Annotated in this window: 15 protein-coding genes and 1 other annotated feature; all 15 genes read right to left on the bottom strand. The window is 41.5% G+C overall.

All coding sequences use genetic code 11. The annotated features are described in order from the left end of the window. Window positions 1-22: 22 nt before the first annotated feature. Complete coding sequence (rplC, locus tag ASU00_RS19885) at window positions 23-652, bottom strand: 50S ribosomal protein L3 (RefSeq protein ID WP_057915215.1); 630 nt, start codon at window positions 650-652, stop codon at window positions 23-25. Between the two features lie 40 nt (window positions 653-692). Beyond that, window positions 693-1,001, bottom strand: a complete 309-nt coding sequence (rpsJ, locus tag ASU00_RS19880) for a 30S ribosomal protein S10 (protein ID WP_019244375.1) — start codon at window positions 999-1,001, stop codon at window positions 693-695. 414 nt (window positions 1,002-1,415) lie between these two features. Then, a complete protein-coding gene (gene tuf / locus ASU00_RS19875; RefSeq protein ID WP_057915214.1) occupies window positions 1,416-2,603 on the bottom strand; it encodes an elongation factor Tu in 1,188 nt (395 codons plus the stop codon). A 121-nt stretch (window positions 2,604-2,724) separates the two neighbouring features. Further along, entirely contained in the window at window positions 2,725-4,803 is a 2,079-nt protein-coding gene (fusA, locus tag ASU00_RS19870; protein ID WP_057915213.1) for an elongation factor G, read from the bottom strand. Between the two features lie 44 nt (window positions 4,804-4,847). Beyond that, complete coding sequence (rpsG, locus tag ASU00_RS19865) at window positions 4,848-5,318, bottom strand: 30S ribosomal protein S7 (RefSeq protein WP_057915212.1); 471 nt, start codon at window positions 5,316-5,318, stop codon at window positions 4,848-4,850. Window positions 5,319-5,359: 41 nt separating this feature from the next. Continuing rightward, window positions 5,360-5,782 carry a 30S ribosomal protein S12 gene (rpsL, locus tag ASU00_RS19860; protein WP_034305038.1) on the bottom strand — a complete coding sequence of 141 codons (423 nt, stop codon included), beginning with the start codon at window positions 5,780-5,782 and terminating at the stop codon, window positions 5,360-5,362. Window positions 5,783-5,886: 104 nt separating this feature from the next. Then, on the bottom strand, window positions 5,887-6,135 hold the full coding sequence (locus ASU00_RS19855; protein ID WP_057915211.1) for a 50S ribosomal protein L7ae-like protein: 249 nt from the start codon (window positions 6,133-6,135) through the stop codon (window positions 5,887-5,889). Between the two features lie 294 nt (window positions 6,136-6,429). Beyond that, window positions 6,430-10,029: a DNA-directed RNA polymerase subunit beta' gene (gene rpoC / locus ASU00_RS19850; RefSeq protein ID WP_057915210.1), complete on the bottom strand. Its 3,600-nt coding sequence runs from the start codon at window positions 10,027-10,029 to the stop codon at window positions 6,430-6,432. Between the two features lie 184 nt (window positions 10,030-10,213). Continuing rightward, the gene (rpoB, locus tag ASU00_RS19845) at window positions 10,214-13,783 is read right to left on the bottom strand and encodes a DNA-directed RNA polymerase subunit beta (RefSeq protein ID WP_057915209.1); all 3,570 of its coding nucleotides are present in this window, start codon (window positions 13,781-13,783) and stop codon (window positions 10,214-10,216) included. Window positions 13,784-14,021: 238 nt separating this feature from the next. Beyond that, window positions 14,022-14,627 (bottom strand): class I SAM-dependent methyltransferase, encoded by a 606-nt coding sequence (locus ASU00_RS19840; RefSeq protein WP_057915243.1) that lies wholly within the window; start codon window positions 14,625-14,627, stop codon window positions 14,022-14,024. A 192-nt stretch (window positions 14,628-14,819) separates the two neighbouring features. Then, window positions 14,820-15,179 (bottom strand): 50S ribosomal protein L7/L12, encoded by a 360-nt coding sequence (gene rplL / locus ASU00_RS19835; protein ID WP_053349071.1) that lies wholly within the window; start codon window positions 15,177-15,179, stop codon window positions 14,820-14,822. 63 nt (window positions 15,180-15,242) lie between these two features. Next, on the bottom strand, window positions 15,243-15,743 hold the full coding sequence (gene rplJ, locus ASU00_RS19830; protein WP_057915208.1) for a 50S ribosomal protein L10: 501 nt from the start codon (window positions 15,741-15,743) through the stop codon (window positions 15,243-15,245). Window positions 15,744-15,781: 38 nt separating this feature from the next. After that, window positions 15,782-15,932, bottom strand: a sequence feature (ribosomal protein L10 leader region). A 46-nt stretch (window positions 15,933-15,978) separates the two neighbouring features. Beyond that, on the bottom strand, window positions 15,979-16,674 hold the full coding sequence (gene rplA / locus ASU00_RS19825; RefSeq protein ID WP_057915207.1) for a 50S ribosomal protein L1: 696 nt from the start codon (window positions 16,672-16,674) through the stop codon (window positions 15,979-15,981). Window positions 16,675-16,778: 104 nt separating this feature from the next. Continuing rightward, a complete protein-coding gene (gene rplK, locus ASU00_RS19820) occupies window positions 16,779-17,204 on the bottom strand; it encodes a 50S ribosomal protein L11 (protein WP_057915206.1) in 426 nt (141 codons plus the stop codon). A 175-nt stretch (window positions 17,205-17,379) separates the two neighbouring features. After that, window positions 17,380-17,913 (bottom strand): transcription termination/antitermination protein NusG, encoded by a 534-nt coding sequence (gene nusG, locus ASU00_RS19815; protein WP_057915205.1) that lies wholly within the window; start codon window positions 17,911-17,913, stop codon window positions 17,380-17,382. Window positions 17,914-18,076 lie beyond the last annotated feature (163 nt).

Genomic DNA, 18,076 nt, shown 5'->3' with positions numbered 1-18,076 from the left:
ATTGCTCCTCCTTTCTCAGAAATTACTTTGCTTTAACAGCAGTTTTAACTTTGATCAACGCTTTTCTAGCGCCTGGTACATTACCTTTGATCAAAAGTAGGTTACGTTCAACATCAACCTTAACGATAGCTAAGTTTTGAACAGTAATTTGTTCTCCGCCCATACGTCCTGGTAAAAGTTTACCTTTGAATACGCGGTTTGGAGCTACAGGACCCATCGAACCTGGGCGACGGTGGTAACGGGAACCGTGGGACATTGGTCCACGAGATTGTCCATGACGCTTGATAGAGCCTTGGAAACCTTTCCCTTTAGAAATTCCTGATACATCTACTATATCGCCTTCAGCGAAAATACTAACATTGACTTCTTGACCGATCTCATATTCAGTAAGATCCGTTCCGCGGAATTCGCGAATGAAGCGCTTAGGAGTAGTATTTGCTTTTTCAACATGTCCCTTTTCAGGTTTGTTAGAAAGCTTTTCACGTTTGTTTTCAAATCCAACTTGAACTGCTTCATAGCCATCAGTTTCAACAGTTTTTTTTTGAAGAACCACGTTATTAGCAGCTTCGATAACTGTAACCGGGATAAGTTCTCCGTTTTCAGCAAAAACTTGAGTCATACCGATTTTTCTTCCTAAGATTCCTTTGGTCATAAGTCACACCTCCTAGAGTAATTGTTCATATTTATATGAATTATAATTTGATTTCGATGTCAACGCCTGATGGTAAATCTAAACGCATCAATGAATCAACTGTTTGTGGAGTTGGGTTAACGATGTCGATTAGACGTTTATGCGTACGCATTTCGAATTGTTCACGAGAATCTTTGTATTTATGAACCGCACGTAGGATCGTATATACCGATCTTTCAGTAGGTAATGGAATTGGACCAGATACAGCCGCACCAGAACGTTTTGCAGTTTCAACAATTTTCTCAGCAGATTGATCAAGGATTCTGTGATCATATGCTTTTAAACGGATACGAATCTTTTGTTTTGCCATAATTTTCCCTCCTTTTCGCCTATTTTAAAATAGACCTTCTCATTGGAAATTTCCCACACACTCGCCATGGCAAAGCGGCCGGGTGTGTCAGCAACCTTCCAAATCATCGCAGTCAAAGACCAACATTGTCTATTATACATAAAGCACAAGTAGAATGCAAGTCAAACTTAGATTTTTCTTGTGCAACACACTTTTATTATTATACATACTATCACAAGTATTTACAAGTACATTCTAAGAGGTCTTTCATATCCATTTTCTTCAAATGATTCTTGTTGGATCTATACTCATCTTTTTAAAGAATGATTAATCATAATATAGAAGGAAGTTACCTCGTAAGAACAAAAAAAAGCAGATGGCGTCCCATCTGCTTTTCTCGGAAGGCGTCCCTTCCATTATTCATTATCTTATCAATTACTCAGTGATTGTAGCAACGACACCAGCGCCTACAGTACGTCCACCCTCACGGATAGAGAATTTAGTACCTTCTTCGATAGCGATTGGAGCGATAAGTTCTACAGTCATTTCGATGTTGTCTCCAGGCATAACCATTTCTACGCCTTCAGGAAGGTTACAAATACCAGTTACGTCAGTTGTACGGAAGTAGAACTGAGGACGGTAGTTTGTGAAGAATGGAGTGTGACGTCCACCCTCTTCTTTAGAAAGAACATAAACTTCAGCTTTGAAGCTTGTGTGCGGTGTGATTGTACCTGGTTTAGCAAGTACTTGTCCACGTTGGATATCTTCACGAGATACACCACGAAGTAGTGCACCGATGTTGTCACCAGCTTCAGCATAATCAAGAAGCTTACGGAACATTTCAACACCTGTTACAGTTGTTGGTTTAGACTCTTCGTTGAAACCGATGATGTCAACAACGTCACCGACTTTAACTTGTCCACGCTCAACACGTCCTGTAGCAACCGTACCACGACCAGTGATAGAGAATACATCCTCAACTGGCATCATGAATGGTTTGTCAGTGTCACGAGTTGGTTCTGGGATATACTCGTCAACAGCTGTCATTAATTCATGAATTTTTTCTTCCCAAGCAGCATCTCCTTGAAGAGCTTTTAGGGCAGAACCTTTGATAACTGGAATATCATCGCCAGGGAATTCGTATTCAGATAGAAGATCACGGATTTCCATTTCTACTAGTTCAAGAAGTTCTTCGTCATCAACCATGTCGCATTTGTTCATGAATACTACTAGGAATGGTACACCTACTTGACGAGAAAGAAGGATGTGCTCACGAGTTTGTGGCATTGGGCCATCAGCAGCAGATACTACTAGGATTCCGCCGTCCATTTGTGCAGCACCAGTGATCATGTTTTTAACATAGTCAGCGTGTCCTGGGCAGTCAACGTGTGCATAGTGACGAGTAGCTGTTTCGTACTCAACGTGAGCAGTAGAGATTGTGATACCACGTTCTCTTTCTTCTGGAGCACCATCGATTTGGTCATAAGCGCGAGCTTCTGCGCCACCAGTTTTAGCAAGTACAGTTGTGATTGCAGCTGTTAGAGTTGTTTTACCATGGTCAACGTGACCAATTGTTCCAACGTTAACGTGCGGTTTTGAACGATCAAATTTAGCTTTTCCCATTAGGAATTCCTCCTTAGTGTTTTAAATAAAAGATTAAGTATATAAGGGCTGTGAAAGAAGACTTATTCTTCCATCACAGCTTACATAAGATAGTTATACTTTAATAAGAGATGAAAATCAATTATTCACCTTTATTTTTTTTGATGATTTCTTCAGAAATGCTCTTAGGTACTTCTTCATAATGATCGAAGTGCATAGAGAATGTTCCGCGTCCTTGCGTGTTAGAACGTAGAGATGTTGCATATCCGAACATTTCAGATAACGGAACCATGGATTTAACCATTTGCGTGTTACCGCGAGCTTCCATACCTTCTACACGACCACGACGAGATGTGATATCTCCCATGATGTCGCCTAGATAATCTTCAGGAATTACAACTTCCACTTTCATGATTGGTTCAAGGATAACCGGTTTACATTTTGAAGCAGCATTTTTAAGGGCCATTGATGCAGCAATTTTAAATGCCATTTCATTGGAGTCAACGTCATGGTAAGATCCGTCGAATAATTTTGCTTTAATGTCGACTAGCGGGTATCCAGCAAGTACACCACGGTCAAGTGAATCAACTAATCCAGCTTGAACTGCAGGGATGTATTCACGTGGTACTACACCACCGACGATAGCATTTTCAAATTCGAATCCTTTACCTTCTTCGTTTGGACCAAATTCGATCCATACGTGTCCGAATTGTCCACGTCCACCAGATTGACGAACGAATTTACCTTCAACTTTAGCTGAACCACGGAAAGTTTCACGGTATGCTACTTGAGGAGCACCGACGTTTGCTTCCACTTTGAATTCGCGACGCATACGGTCAACAAGGATGTCCAAGTGAAGCTCACCCATACCAGCGATAATCGTTTGACCAGTTTCTTGGTCAGTATGCGCACGGAATGTAGGATCTTCATCTTGTAGCTTTTGTAAAGCTTGACCCATTTTGTCTTGGTCTGCTTTTGATTTCGGTTCAACAGAAAGTGAGATAACTGGCTCTGGGAATACCATGGATTCAAGAATTACTTGGTTCTTGTCATCACATAGAGTATCACCAGTAGTCGTATCTTTCAATCCAACAGCAGCAGCGATATCCCCTGCAAATACAGTAGAGATTTCTTCACGGCTGTTTGCGTGCATTTGAAGGATACGTCCAATACGTTCACGTTTACCTTTTGTTGAGTTGATTACATATGATCCAGATTCCAATGTACCTGAGTACACGCGGAAGAATGTAAGTTTACCAACGTAAGGGTCAGTCATAACTTTAAACGCTAAAGCTGAGAACGGTTCAGAATCATCTGAATGGCGTTCTACTTCATCTTCAGTATCTGGTAGAGTACCCTTAATAGCCGGCACGTCTAATGGAGATGGAAGGAAGTCAATAACGTTATCAAGCATTAATTGAACACCTTTGTTTTTGAAAGCTGATCCACAGATAACTGGGAAGAATTCAACATTAACGGTAGCTGTACGAATGGCTGCTTTCAATTCAGCAATGCTGATTTCTTCGCCGCCAAGGTATTTTTCCATTAAGTCTTCATTAACTTCTGCTACTGCTTCAATTAGCTTTTCACGGTACTCTTCAGCCAATTCACGATGTTCTTCAGGAATTTCACCAACAGTGATATCAGTTCCTAGGTCATTGGCATAGAAATGAGCTTTCATTTCGATAAGGTCAATGATTGCTGAGAATTGATCTTCAGCACCGATAGGTAACTGAACCGGGTGAGCATTAGCTTGTAGACGATCGTGGATCGTTCCTACTGAATAAAGGAAATCCGCACCGATTTTGTCCATTTTGTTTACGAATACGACACGTGGTACACCGTAAGTTGTAGCTTGGCGCCAAACTGTTTCAGTTTGAGGCTCAACACCTGATTGGGCATCAAGTACAGCTACAGCTCCATCAAGAACACGCAATGAACGTTCAACTTCAACTGTGAAGTCTACGTGTCCAGGCGTATCGATGATGTTTACACGGTGCCCTTTCCACTGTGCAGTTGTTGCAGCGGAAGTGATCGTGATTCCGCGTTCTTGTTCCTGTTCCATCCAGTCCATTTGTGAAGCACCTTCGTGTGTTTCACCAATTTTATGGATTTTACCAGTGTAATATAGAACACGTTCTGTTGTTGTCGTTTTACCAGCATCGATGTGAGCCATGATACCGATATTACGAGTATTTGCTAAGGAGAACTCTCTTGCCATTTGTCTTTCTCCTTCCTTTTATAAGGATTTTATAGTAATAGATTTTACCAGCGATAATGAGCGAATGCTTTATTAGCTTCAGCCATTTTGTGTGTATCTTCACGTTTCTTAACTGCTGCTCCAGTATTGTTTGCAGCATCCATGATTTCGTAAGCTAAACGCTCTTCCATCGTTTTTTCTCCACGAAGGCGAGAGTATTTAACTAACCAACGAAGTCCTAGAGTTGATTTACGGTCTGGGCGCACCTCAACTGGTACTTGGTAGTTAGCTCCACCCACACGGCGTGCTTTTACTTCTAATACAGGCATGATGTTTTTAAGAGCTTGATCGAAAACTTCGATTGGCTCGTTGCCAGTACGTTCTTTGATTAAATCAAATGCAGAGTAAAGAATTTTTTGTGATTTACCTCTTTGTCCATCAACCATTAATTTGTTGATTAAGCGAGTCACAAGTTTTGAATTATAAATTGGATCTGGTAATACGTCTCTTTTCGTTACAGGTCCTTTACGAGGCATTATATTTCCTCCTTTCAAGCAAGTTTAATTTTTGTTTAAGATTATTTTTTTGCTGCTTTCGGACGCTTAGTACCGTATTTAGAACGGCCTTGCATACGATTGTTAACTCCAGCAGTATCAAGAGCACCACGTACGATATGGTAACGTACCCCCGGTAAATCCTTTACACGACCGCCACGGATAAGAACCACGCTGTGTTCTTGTAGGTTGTGACCGATACCTGGGATATAAGCTGTTACCTCGATACCGTTTGTTAAACGTACACGCGCATATTTACGTAACGCGGAGTTCGGTTTCTTCGGTGTCATAGTACCCACACGAGTGCAAACACCACGTTTTTGCGGAGATGATACGTTAGTTTGTGCTTTTTTAAAGCTGTTGTAGCCTTTGTTAAGTGCTGGAGATTTTGAATTAACCTCTTTAGACTCGCGTCCTTTACGCACTAATTGATTAATAGTAGGCATTACATTTTTCCTCCCTTCACGTTTTCATTTCTAGTACCACACATCCAGGTGGTTCATAAATGGGTAAAAACAAAGTCTTTGCAAATATTATTGCAAAAACATTTTTACTTTTTAATGGCAACAGTTGCTGCTCCGACATCAATACCACATGCTTTGCCAAGCATTCTCATCGAATCAACATATGTGATAGGAACATCCAATTCTTTAGCGGTCTCAATGACACGCCCAGTCAAGTATATATCTGCATCAACAGCGATGATAACTTCTTGAATTAAATTGTTTTTAAGAGCTCTAACTGCTTGTTTCGTTCCTATAATCACTGACTTTGCCTGTAGTACTTTTTCATAAGACATGGTCCATATCCTCCAAAGTTACAGGGTAACATAGGAGCACCTTTGCTATAGTATCATTATAAGTCGGATACTGTCAACTTCTTTCAAAAAAATTATTAAAAGCAAAAGGTTTTCCATACATATTTCTATAAAGATTTGCACATTGCTTTAGCGAAATATTAGAGTCTGAATCCCGATTGGGCTTACAGACATCTTCGTAATTAAGAGAGACCAGCTCAATAATTCTGATCATTGCCTCCCTTTGATTAAAGGAGGACCGTTTTCAGTTTCGTCATTGAGCTGGTCCTTTATTACTTAGTCCACTGATACTGTCTCGGCGCTATCATCACCAACAACGACAGGGTTTGCTTTTCTGTAACGAAGCATTCCTGTACCTGCTGGAACAAGTTTACCGATGATGACATTTTCTTTAAGACCAAGCAACTCATCACGTTTTCCTTTAATTGCTGCATCAGTCAATACCCTAGTTGTTTCTTGGAATGATGCTGCAGACAAGAAGGAATCCGTTTCTAGAGATGCTTTTGTGATACCCAGTAATACAGGGCGTCCTGTAGCTGGCAATTTGTTAGTCAATAATGCACCTGTGTTTGCAGTGGTGAACTGGTTAACATCCAATAATGTTCCTGGAAGCACTTCCGTCTCACCCGCATCAAGCACACGGACTTTCCGCATCATTTGTCTAACCATTACCTCGATATGTTTATCACCGATTTCAACCCCCTGCATCCGGTATACTTTCTGCACTTCGTGTAACAGGTATTCCTGAACGGTAAGTACATCGGTAACTTTCAGCAATTCTTTCGGGTCGATGGATCCCTCAGTCAACTCTTCACCGCGACGGACAGGAGTATCAACAGTAACTCTTAGGCGCGCTGTGTATGGGGCAGTATATGTGCGTGACTCCACTGCTCCTTGAACGACGATTTCCTGTTGTTTATCCCGGATTTCGTTAATTGAAACGACCGTACCTTCGATTTCGGAAATGACAGCTTGCCCTTTAGGGTTCCTTGCTTCAAATATCTCTTGGATACGAGGAAGACCTTGTGTGATATCATCACCGGCAACCCCACCAGTATGGAATGTACGCATCGTTAACTGGGTACCAGGTTCTCCGATTGATTGAGCTGCGATGATACCTACAGCTTCGCCCACTTCGACTTCTTGACCAGTAGCCAAGTTGCGTCCATAACATTTTTTACATACACCATGGCTGGTGTTACATGTAAAGGCAGAACGGATCCATGCTGTATCAATACCAAGCGATTCGATATAATGAGCAAGATCTTCGGTAATAAGATCGTTTTCAGCCACAATTACTTCATTTGTTTCTGGATGTTTGATCGCTTTTCTTGCATAACGGCCGACTAGGCGTTCTTCAAGATGCTCGATTATTTCAGTACCTTCTCTCAAGGCTGAAATTTTCAAGCCGCGGTCCGTTCCACAATCGTCATCACGGATGATGACATCTTGGGCAACGTCAACAAGTCGACGAGTAAGGTAACCGGAATCGGCTGTTTTAAGTGCTGTATCGGCAAGACCTTTACGCGCACCATGTGTAGAGATGAAATACTCCAACACTGTTAAACCTTCACGGAAACTTGATTTGATCGGTAATTCAATGATCCGTCCAGCCGGGTTGGCCATCAATCCGCGCATACCCGCAAGCTGCGTGAAGTTAGATGCGTTACCACGGGCACCGGAGTCACTCATCATGAAGATCGGGTTGCGGCGATCCAATGAGTCCATAAGTTTAGACTGAATGGTATCCTTTGCAGCACTCCAGATCGAAATGACGCGATCATATCGCTCATCCTCGGTAATCAGACCACGTCTGAATTGCTTCAGGACGTTATCCACTTTCGTTTGAGCCTCAGTAATGATTCCTTGTTTTTCTTTTAAAACTACGATATCAGCCACACCAACGGTAATACCAGCTTTTGTCGAGTATTTGAATCCAAGGTCCTTCATTCTGTCAAGCATTTTTGAAGTTTCCGTGATTTTAAAGCGTTTAAAGACTTCCGCAATGATATTTCCAAGAATTTTTTTCTTGAATGGATCAATAGCAGGTTGAGCCTCGATCAATTCAGGGATATTAGCGCCTTTTTCCACGAAATATTTTTCTGGAGTTTTCGTTTCCAGGTTATATCGTGTCGGTTCATTAATATACGGGAATGATTTTGGTAAGATTTCATTGAAAATCAATTTACCGACAGTCGTAATAAGCAACTGGCCGTTTTGCTCTTCAGTGAATGTTTCATTATTTAGTGACGATGCATGTACGGCACAACGGGAATGCAAGTGTACATATCCGTTTTGGTATGCAAGTAATGCTTCGCTAGTGTCTTTAAAGATCATGCCTTCACCGATTGCGCCTTCTCTTTCCAATGTTAAGTAATAGTTACCTAATACCATATCTTGAGAAGGTGTAACGACTGGTTTACCATCTTTAGGGTTCAAGATGTTCTGCGCTGCAAGCATAAGCATGCGAGCCTCAGCTTGAGCCTCGGAAGAAAGCGGAACGTGAACCGCCATTTGGTCACCGTCAAAGTCAGCATTGTAGGCTGTACATACAAGTGGATGCAAACGAATTGCGCGACCTTCGACCAAGGTTGGCTCAAATGCTTGGATACCAAGTCTATGAAGTGTCGGTGCACGATTCAATAATACCGGATGCTCTCTGATCACTTCTTCAAGGACATCCCAAATTTCAGGAGATAAACGTTCGATTTTACGCTTGGCGGATTTAATGTTATGCGCCAGGCCTCTTTGAACAAGTTCCTTCATAACGAACGGTTTGAATAATTCGATCGCCATTTCCTTCGGAAGACCACATTGGTACATCTTTAAGTTCGGTCCAACTACGATAACCGAACGTCCAGAGTAATCAACACGTTTACCAAGAAGGTTTTGACGGAAGCGGCCTTGTTTACCTTTTAACATATGAGATAGTGATTTTAATGGACGGTTACCAGGTCCTGTTACCGGACGGCCACGACGGCCATTATCGATTAGAGCATCAACAGCTTCTTGAAGCATACGCTTTTCATTTTGAACGATAATGCTTGGTGCTCCAAGGTCAAGTAAACGTTTCAAACGATTATTACGGTTAATGACACGACGGTAAAGATCATTTAAATCAGATGTAGCGAAGCGTCCACCATCAAGTTGTACCATTGGACGAAGTTCCGGTGGAATGACCGGAAGCACATCCAGGATCATCCATGAAGGTTCATTACCGGAGTTACGGAATGCTTCTAGCACTTCCAAGCGTTTGATAGCACGGGTTCTGCGTTGTCCTTGAGCCGTTTTAAGCTCCTCTTTCAACGATTCTACTTCCTTTTCCGTATCTATATCTTGTAGAAGTTTTTTAATAGCTTCCGCACCCATGGCGGCTTGGAACTTCTTACCGTATTTTTCACGGTATGTACGATATTCCTTTTCAGAAAGAAGCTGTTTCTTTTCTAAAGTTGTATCGCCCGTTTCAGTTACGACGTAAGACGCAAAGTAAATAACTTCTTCCAAAGCACGTGGAGACATATCAAGAACAAGTCCCATACGGCTTGGGATTCCTTTGAAATACCAGATATGTGAAACTGGAGCAGCAAGTTCAATATGGCCCATACGTTCACGACGTACCTTGGCACGAGTGACTTCAACGCCACAACGGTCACAGACTACGCCTTTATAACGAACACGTTTATATTTTCCGCAATGACATTCCCAGTCCTTTTGAGGTCCAAAAATTCTCTCACAGAATAAACCGTCTTTTTCTGGCTTTAACGTACGATAGTTGATTGTTTCTGGCTTCTTCACTTCTCCATGTGACCAAGAGCGAATCTTGTCTGGTGAAGCAAGACCAATTTTCATATACTCAAAATTATTAACGTCTAACAAGGGGCCTACCTCCCTTTTAATCTCCGGGTTTAACCCTTGATTGCTGGAATTCACCAGGCAATCTACACCGGATGATGGTTGATTGAATCAATAAGGCTCTAACAAGGCAGCAGGATCTTTAAAGAAACACCTTGCTGCCAGTCAGAGCGGATTATATATAACTAGAAATGTTTATATTTAATTTTTATTCTTTGACAGGTGCCCCTACTTCGGAGGCAACCATATCTTTTGTATCAGCATCAAGGCTTAATTTGTCTGCTTGGTTGGCTTCTTCTTCATCTTCCAAATCACGCATTTCGATTTCACGGTCTTCGGCATTAAGAATTTTAACATCCAATCCTAAACTTTGAAGCTCCTTGATCAATACTTTGAAGGATTCAGGAACGCCAGGTTCAGGGACATTTTCACCTTTGACAATCGCTTCGTACGTTTTCACACGACCAACGACATCATCTGATTTAACGGTTAGGATTTCTTGTAATGTATAAGCAGCACCATAAGCTTCAAGTGCCCATACTTCCATCTCACCGAAACGCTGTCCACCGAATTGCGCTTTACCACCAAGTGGTTGTTGCGTAACTAGGGAGTAAGGACCAGTTGAACGTGCATGTAGTTTATCATCGACCATATGTGCAAGTTTAATCATATACATGACACCGACTGACACACGGTTATCGAACGCTTCACCTGAACGACCATCATAAAGTACAGTTTTTGCATCACGGGACATCCCGGCTTCTGCAATCGTACCCCAAACATCTTCCTCTGTGGCACCATCGAATACAGGAGATGCTACATGAATGCCAAGCGAGCGTGCAGCCATACCTAAGTGCAGCTCAAGCACCTGTCCGATGTTCATACGTGAAGGTACACCCAGTGGATTCAACATGATGTCGACTGGAGTGCCGTCTGGTAAATAAGGCATATCCTCTTCAGGAAGGATCCTGGAGATTACCCCTTTGTTACCATGTCGTCCAGCCATTTTATCGCCTTCATGGATTTTACGTTTTTGTACGATATATACACGTGCAAGTTGGTTTACACCAGGAGGAAGTTCATCGCCATCTTCTCTGTTAAATACTTTAACATCAAGGACGATTCCACCGCCGCCGTGAGGTACACGAAGTGATGTATCTCTTACTTCACGTGCTTTTTCACCAAAGATTGCATGTAATAAACGTTCCTCAGCAGTCAATTCGGTTACACCTTTAGGCGTGACTTTACCAACTAGAAGATCTCCGTCTTTTACTTCTGCACCAACACGGATAATTCCGCGCTCATCAAGATTACGAAGCGCATCTTCCCCGACATTAGGGATATCACGAGTGATTTCTTCAGGCCCTAATTTTGTATCACGTGATTCAGATTCATATTCTTCAATATGGATAGAAGTATACACATCATCTTTAACTAAACGTTCACTCATGATGATGGCATCTTCATAGTTGTACCCATCCCATGTCATGAAGGCAACCAATACGTTACGTCCAAGTGCTAACTCACCTTTTTCCATGGAAGGACCATCAGCAAGAATTTCACCTTTTACGACGTTGTCGCCGACACTTACGATCGGGCGTTGATTATAACACGTTCCTTGGTTAGAACGAATGAATTTTAATAGACGGTATTTATCCAAATTGCCTTTTACTTGCTGTCCGTCAACTTCACTTACCCTGCGGACCCATACTTCACGTGATTCAACGTGCTCTACGATACCAGGGTGCTTACAGATGACAGCGGCACCGGAATCTTTCGCTGAAACATATTCCATACCCGTTCCAACTCGAGGCGCTTCCGGTTGTAGCAAAGGCACTGCTTGACGCTGCATGTTCGCTCCCATAAGGGCACGGTTGGAGTCATCGTTTTCCAAGAAAGGAATACATGCTGTCGCAGCAGAAACGACTTGTTTAGGAGATACATCCATGTAATCGACGCGGTCACGCGGAACAACGGTATTTTCACCGCGGAAACGTGCAACGACATCATTATCAAGGAATGATCCGTCATCAGATAAACGTACATTCGCTTGGGCAACTACATAGTTATCTTCCTCATCAGCTGTTAAGTAGTCAATTTGGCTTGTGATTCTACCAGTTTCAGGATCGACCCGACGATACGGTGTTTCGATGAAACCGTATGGATTTACCTTTGCAAAACTGGATAGAGAGTTAATCAAACCAATATTCGGTCCCTCAGGCGTTTCAATCGGACACATACGGCCATAGTGGGAATAATGAACGTCACGTACTTCAAATCCGGCACGCTCACGTGTCAAACCACCAGGTCCCAATGCAGAAAGACGGCGTTTATGAGTCAGTTCAGCCAATGGGTTCGTTTGATCCATGAATTGAGAAAGCTGTGAGCTTCCAAAAAACTCTTTGATGGATGCAATCACAGGACGAATGTTGATTAGTTGCTGTGGCGTTATCGTATTTGTATCTTGAATGGACATCCGTTCGCGAACGACACGTTCCATACGAGATAAACCGATTCTAAATTGGTTTTGAAGCAATTCACCAACAGAACGCAGACGACGGTTACCTAAATGGTCGATGTCATCCGTGATTCCTACACCATGCAATAAGTTAAAGAAATAACTAATAGAAGAAATAATATCAGCCGGTGTAATGTTTTTGACCTTATCAGTCACATAAGCATTACCGATGATATTGATTACCTTTTCACCTTCAGCATCGTTTGGCGCAAACACTTTAATAGGCTGAAGAAGGGTCTCTTCTTCCACCACGCCGCCTGAAGGATGGAATGTTTTGAATCCGATTCCAGCTTCAATATGAGGCAGAATCCTATCAAGTGTACGGCGGTCAAGCATTGTACCTTTTTCGACAATGATTTCACCAGTTTCCGGATCAATCAAGGTCTCTGCAATACGTTGTCCGAACAAACGGTTCTTTATATGCAGTTTTTTGTTAATTTTATAACGACCTACGTTAGCCAAATCATAACGTTTTGGATCAAAAAAGCGTGAAACCAATAGACTTTTCGCGTTTTCGACAGTAGGTGGTTCACCCGGGCGTAAACGCTCATAGATTTCCAGCAATGCTTTCTCTACACTCTCGGTATTATCCTTTTCAAGTGTGTTTCGAAGGTATTCATTGTCACCGATCAAATCAATGATTTCCTGATCAGTTCCGAATCCAAGAGCACGCATCAATACTGTTATAGGTAATTTCCTGGTGCGGTCGATTCGAACATAAACGACATCCTTGGCGTCTGTTTCATACTCGAGCCATGCGCCACGGTTTGGAATAACGGTCGCAGAGAATCCTAACTTACCGTTTTTATCCATTTTTCCGTTGTAATATACGCTAGGTGAGCGCACTAACTGGGATACGATAACCCGTTCGGCACCATTGATGACAAATGTACCTGTTTCCGTCATCAACGGGAAGTCACCCATAAATACATCTTGGTCTTTAACTTCCCCTGTTTCTTTGTTAACAAGGCGCACTTTTACACGAAGTGGTGCAGAATACGTAACATCGCGTTCTTTTGTTTCTTCCACAGAATACTTCGGCTCAGCTAAGCTGTAGTCGATGAATTCTAACGATAAATTACCTGTAAAATCTTCAATAGGGGAAATATCCTGGAACATTTCCTTTAAACCTACATCTAGAAACCATTGATAAGAAGCTGTTTGAATTTCAATCAGATTCGGAAGATCCAAAACCTCACTGATTCTTGCATAACTTCTACGTTGGCGGTGTCGTCCATACTGAACAAGTTGACCTGTCAACTGATTCACCCCTTAAATCAAGCGTTATAAGGATCCATTTGCCTCGGAAAAGGAATCATTTCCATAGACAAAAAGAAAATGGTTTTTATTTTAAAAACCACTATTTCTCATAAAACGAACTATTATTTATATATTTTTCCCATATTATCCATTGGTTATACACCAATGGTATAAAAATTGCATAGTTACGGAATTATATATATGCATTTTATAATACTAACATAGCGAAAATTTAGAGTCAAACCTTTTTGGATAACAGTATATAGTAACCTTTTTTCTTTATCGGCACTTCAATATTTCCAAATAATTGCTCCATTTTATCCATGGCGGATGGTGCACCTTGTTTTTTTTGAATGACCACCCATAATTCTCCACCGGCCACCAAGCTGCGATAGCCTTCTTCTAAAATTTCGTGGACTACACTTTTACCTGCGCGAATGGGAGGGTTCGTAAGAATTGCAGCGAATTGATTGGCGCCTACTTTGTCAAAACGATCACTTTCGTAAATCTCCACATTTGCAATCCCATTAGAGGCGGCATTTTCTTTTGACAATTCAACTGCCCGGCTATTTATATCGATCATTTCTATCTTTCTATCGGGATAAGCCGCCGCGATCGATATTCCGATTGGCCCATACCCGCAGCCTACATCAAGAATATTTCCTTCCACAGCTTCATTGAGGGTAAAGCTCTCAACTAAAAGGCGCGACCCAAAATCGACTTCCTTTTTAGAAAACACACCATTATCACTTTTGAAGCGAAAGGTACGCCCCATTAATGTAAAATCCCAAAATTTCGGATTGCTTTCGACATCCGGTTTTCGTGAGTAGTAATGCTCCGTCAGAGTCATCTCCCCCTATCAGAAAGGAATATTGAAGATTTAATGAGAGAAGAGAATTGAAGAATGGATGCTTGCATGCCAAAAGCTTAATGTTGATACCTTCGTTATCAAACCATCAACGGCCGGTTTTCTTCATTTCTTTAAAATGAAGAAAAAAAGCCCGCCAGTGATAGCGAGCTTTTTGTTTATGCAAGATTACTTAACTTCAACGCCAGCTCCAACTTCTTCAAGTTTAGCTTTAACTTCTTCAGCCTCTTCTTTAGAAGCGCCTTCTTTGATTGCTTTTGGAGTGTTGTCAACAAGTTCTTTTGCTTCTTTAAGTCCAAGACCTGTAACTTCACGTACAGCTTTGATAACTTTAATTTTTTGATCTCCAGCAGATGTAAGGATTACATCAAACTCAGTTTGCTCTTCAGCAGCAGCGCCACCAGCAGCAGCTACAGCTACAGGTGCAGCAGCAGTTACGCCAAATTCTTCTTCGATTGCTTTTACAAGGTCGTTTAATTCTAAAACAGTCATGTTTTTAACTGCTTCTAAGATTTGATCTTTAGTCATTGTTATTTCCTCCTCGAAATGGTTGGTTTTTTTGTGATTCAATAGGCAGGTTAAGCGATTAGCTTACGCGCCTTGTTCTTCTTTTTGTTCTGCAACTGCTTTTGTAGCAAGAGCAAGTCCGCGCATAGGTGCTTGTAGCACGCTGAGTAGCATTGAAAGTAGGCCTTCGCGTGAAGGTAGTTCTGCAAGAGCTTTAATTTCTTCAGCAGTTGCAACATTTCCTTCGATAACTCCAGCTTTGATTTCTAACGCTTCATGTTTTTTCGCAAAATCGTTAAGGATTTTTGCTGGCGCAATAACATCTTCAGTTGAGAATGCGATTGCGTTTGGTCCTGTTAATGATTCGTTCAAAGCGCTAAGCTCAGCACTTTCAGCAGCACGACGAGTTAAAGAGTTTTTGTAAACTTTAAACTCAACGCCAGCTTCACGAAGTTGCTTACGAAGTTCTGTTACTTCAGCAACAGTCAATCCACGGTAGTCAACAACTACTGTTGATTGGCTTGCAGCTAATTTCTCAGAAATCTCAGCAACGATCTTTTGCTTTTGTTCAATAATTGCGTTCATCCTTACACCTCCTGTAGATTTGCTTGAAAACATTTATACCGTTCAAAGAAAAAGCCTTCATCTCTATTGCAGACATGAAGGCAGTAATTTCAAAGGTCATAGTCAACGACTATTATTATCGAATTACCTCGGCAGGGAATTAAGCTCTATTAGAGCTCCTACTGTCTACGGTACAAATGATATTCATTTATTAACAACAAAACTTATTATAACCATAATAGTTTTGGGATGTCAATTATTTATTGAAAGTTGAAGGATCCACTTTCACACCAGGGCCCATTGTAGTCGTTACAGAAACGTTTTTCATGTAAGTCCCTTTAGCAGCCGCAGGTTTAACTTTCATTAATGTATCATAGATAGTAGTGAAGTTTTCCACTAGCTTAGCATCTTCGAAAGATACTTTACCGATTGGAGCATGGATGTTACCAGCTTTATCTACGCGGTATTCAACTTTACCAGCTTTGATTTCATTAACGGCTTTCGTTACGTCGAATGTTACTGTACCAGTTTTAGGGTTAGGCATTAAACCTTTAGGTCCTAAAACACGTCCAAGTTTACCAACTTCACCCATCATGTCTGGAGTCGCTACGATTACATCGAATTCGAACCATCCTTGTTGGATTTTGTTGATGAAGTCAGATTCGCCAACGTAGTCAGCACCAGCAGCTTCCGCTTCTTTTGCTTTTTCGCCTTTAGCGAATACTAATACGCGTTGAGTTTTACCAGTACCATTCGGTAGAACAACCGCTCCACGAATTTGTTGGTCAGCTTTCTTAGGGTCTACGCCTAAACGGAAAGCAACTTCAACAGTCGCATCGAATTTTGCGAAGTTAGCTTTTTTAGCCACTTCAACTGCTTCAGTTACAGCATAAGCCTTAGAAACTTCTACAAGCTTAGCTGCTTCAAGATACTTTTTACCTTTTTTAGCCATGATATAAATCCTCCTAAATTGTGGTTTTAACGGAATGACCTCCCACGAATAAAGGTTGCGAGTATCAATCGCAACCTCGTAGAAACAAATAGCTATTACATGGATTAGTCTTCGATGACAATACCCATGCTGCGAGCAGTACCTTCAACCATACGCATTGCAGATTCAACGTTTGCAGCGTTTAGGTCAGGCATTTTAGTTTCAGCAATCTCGCGCACTTGATCACGCTTGACTGTAGCAACTTTATTACGGTTAGGTTCACCAGAACCAGACTCGATACCTGCTACTTTCTTAAGCAAAACAGCAGCCGGTGGAGTTTTTGTAATGAATGTAAATGAACGGTCTTCAAATACCGTGATTTCAACAGGAATAATTAGACCAGCTTGATCTGCTGTACGAGCGTTGAACTCCTTACAGAATCCCATGATGTTTACACCAGCTTGACCTAATGCAGGACCGACCGGCGGTGCAGGATTCGCTTTACCAGCAGGAATTTGCAATTTAACCATTTTAATTACTTTTTTAGCCACGAGACACACCTCCTTATAAGTCCGTGATGTGGTAATAGGGGTATACCCTCCCACTCATCTTGAATTCTTTATATATTAATAAAGAATGCTTGTATCGTTGAGGCCTAAAAATTTGAAACATACTGACCTTTGAAATTTTACCACTTTCAAATGGCAATTTCAAGTTTTTTTCCGTTTATAATTTTTCCACTTGATTAAAATCAAGTTCAACCGGTGTATCACGGCCGAACATGTTGACTAACACTCGCACTTTACCTTTATCTTTATCCAGTTCTTCTATCGGTCCTGCAAAGGTTGCAAACGGACCTTCTTTAACCTGAACGGTTTCCCCGATTTCAAAATCAACTTCGAATTTGTTTTCATCGACGCCCATTCGTTTAAGAACGACTTCAATTTCCTCCGGAAGCAATGCAGTCGGCTTGGAACCGGCTCCGGATGAACCTACGAAGCCTGTTACGCCAGGCGTATTCCGGACCACATACCAGGAGTCATCCGTCATGATGATTTCCACTAGTACATAACCTGGGAATACTTTCTTTTTGGTCACTTTCTTTTTACCATCTTTGATTTCCGTTTCTTCCTCTTCAGGAACTACAACCCGAAAGATCTTGTCTTCCATTCCCATTGTTTCAACACGTTTTTCCAAGTTAGCCTTAACCTTGTTCTCATACCCTGAATAGGTGTGAACTACATACCAATTCTTTTCCATACATTAGGACTTTAACGTCCTTCCCTCCCTGCAATCAATCATTTTCTTTATTGAGCTTTATCTTTTCACGTTTTAGCCAACCGACTTTACTAGAATATATTGTTGTGATTTCTATTGCAGCAGTGTACGATTATGGACTTCTTCACTTCACTTCTTAAAAAAG

The organism is Peribacillus muralis, assembly GCF_001439925.1.
Taxonomy (GTDB): Bacteria; Bacillota; Bacilli; order Bacillales; family DSM-1321; genus Peribacillus; species Peribacillus muralis.
This window is presented reverse-complemented; position numbering and strand designations above follow the sequence as displayed.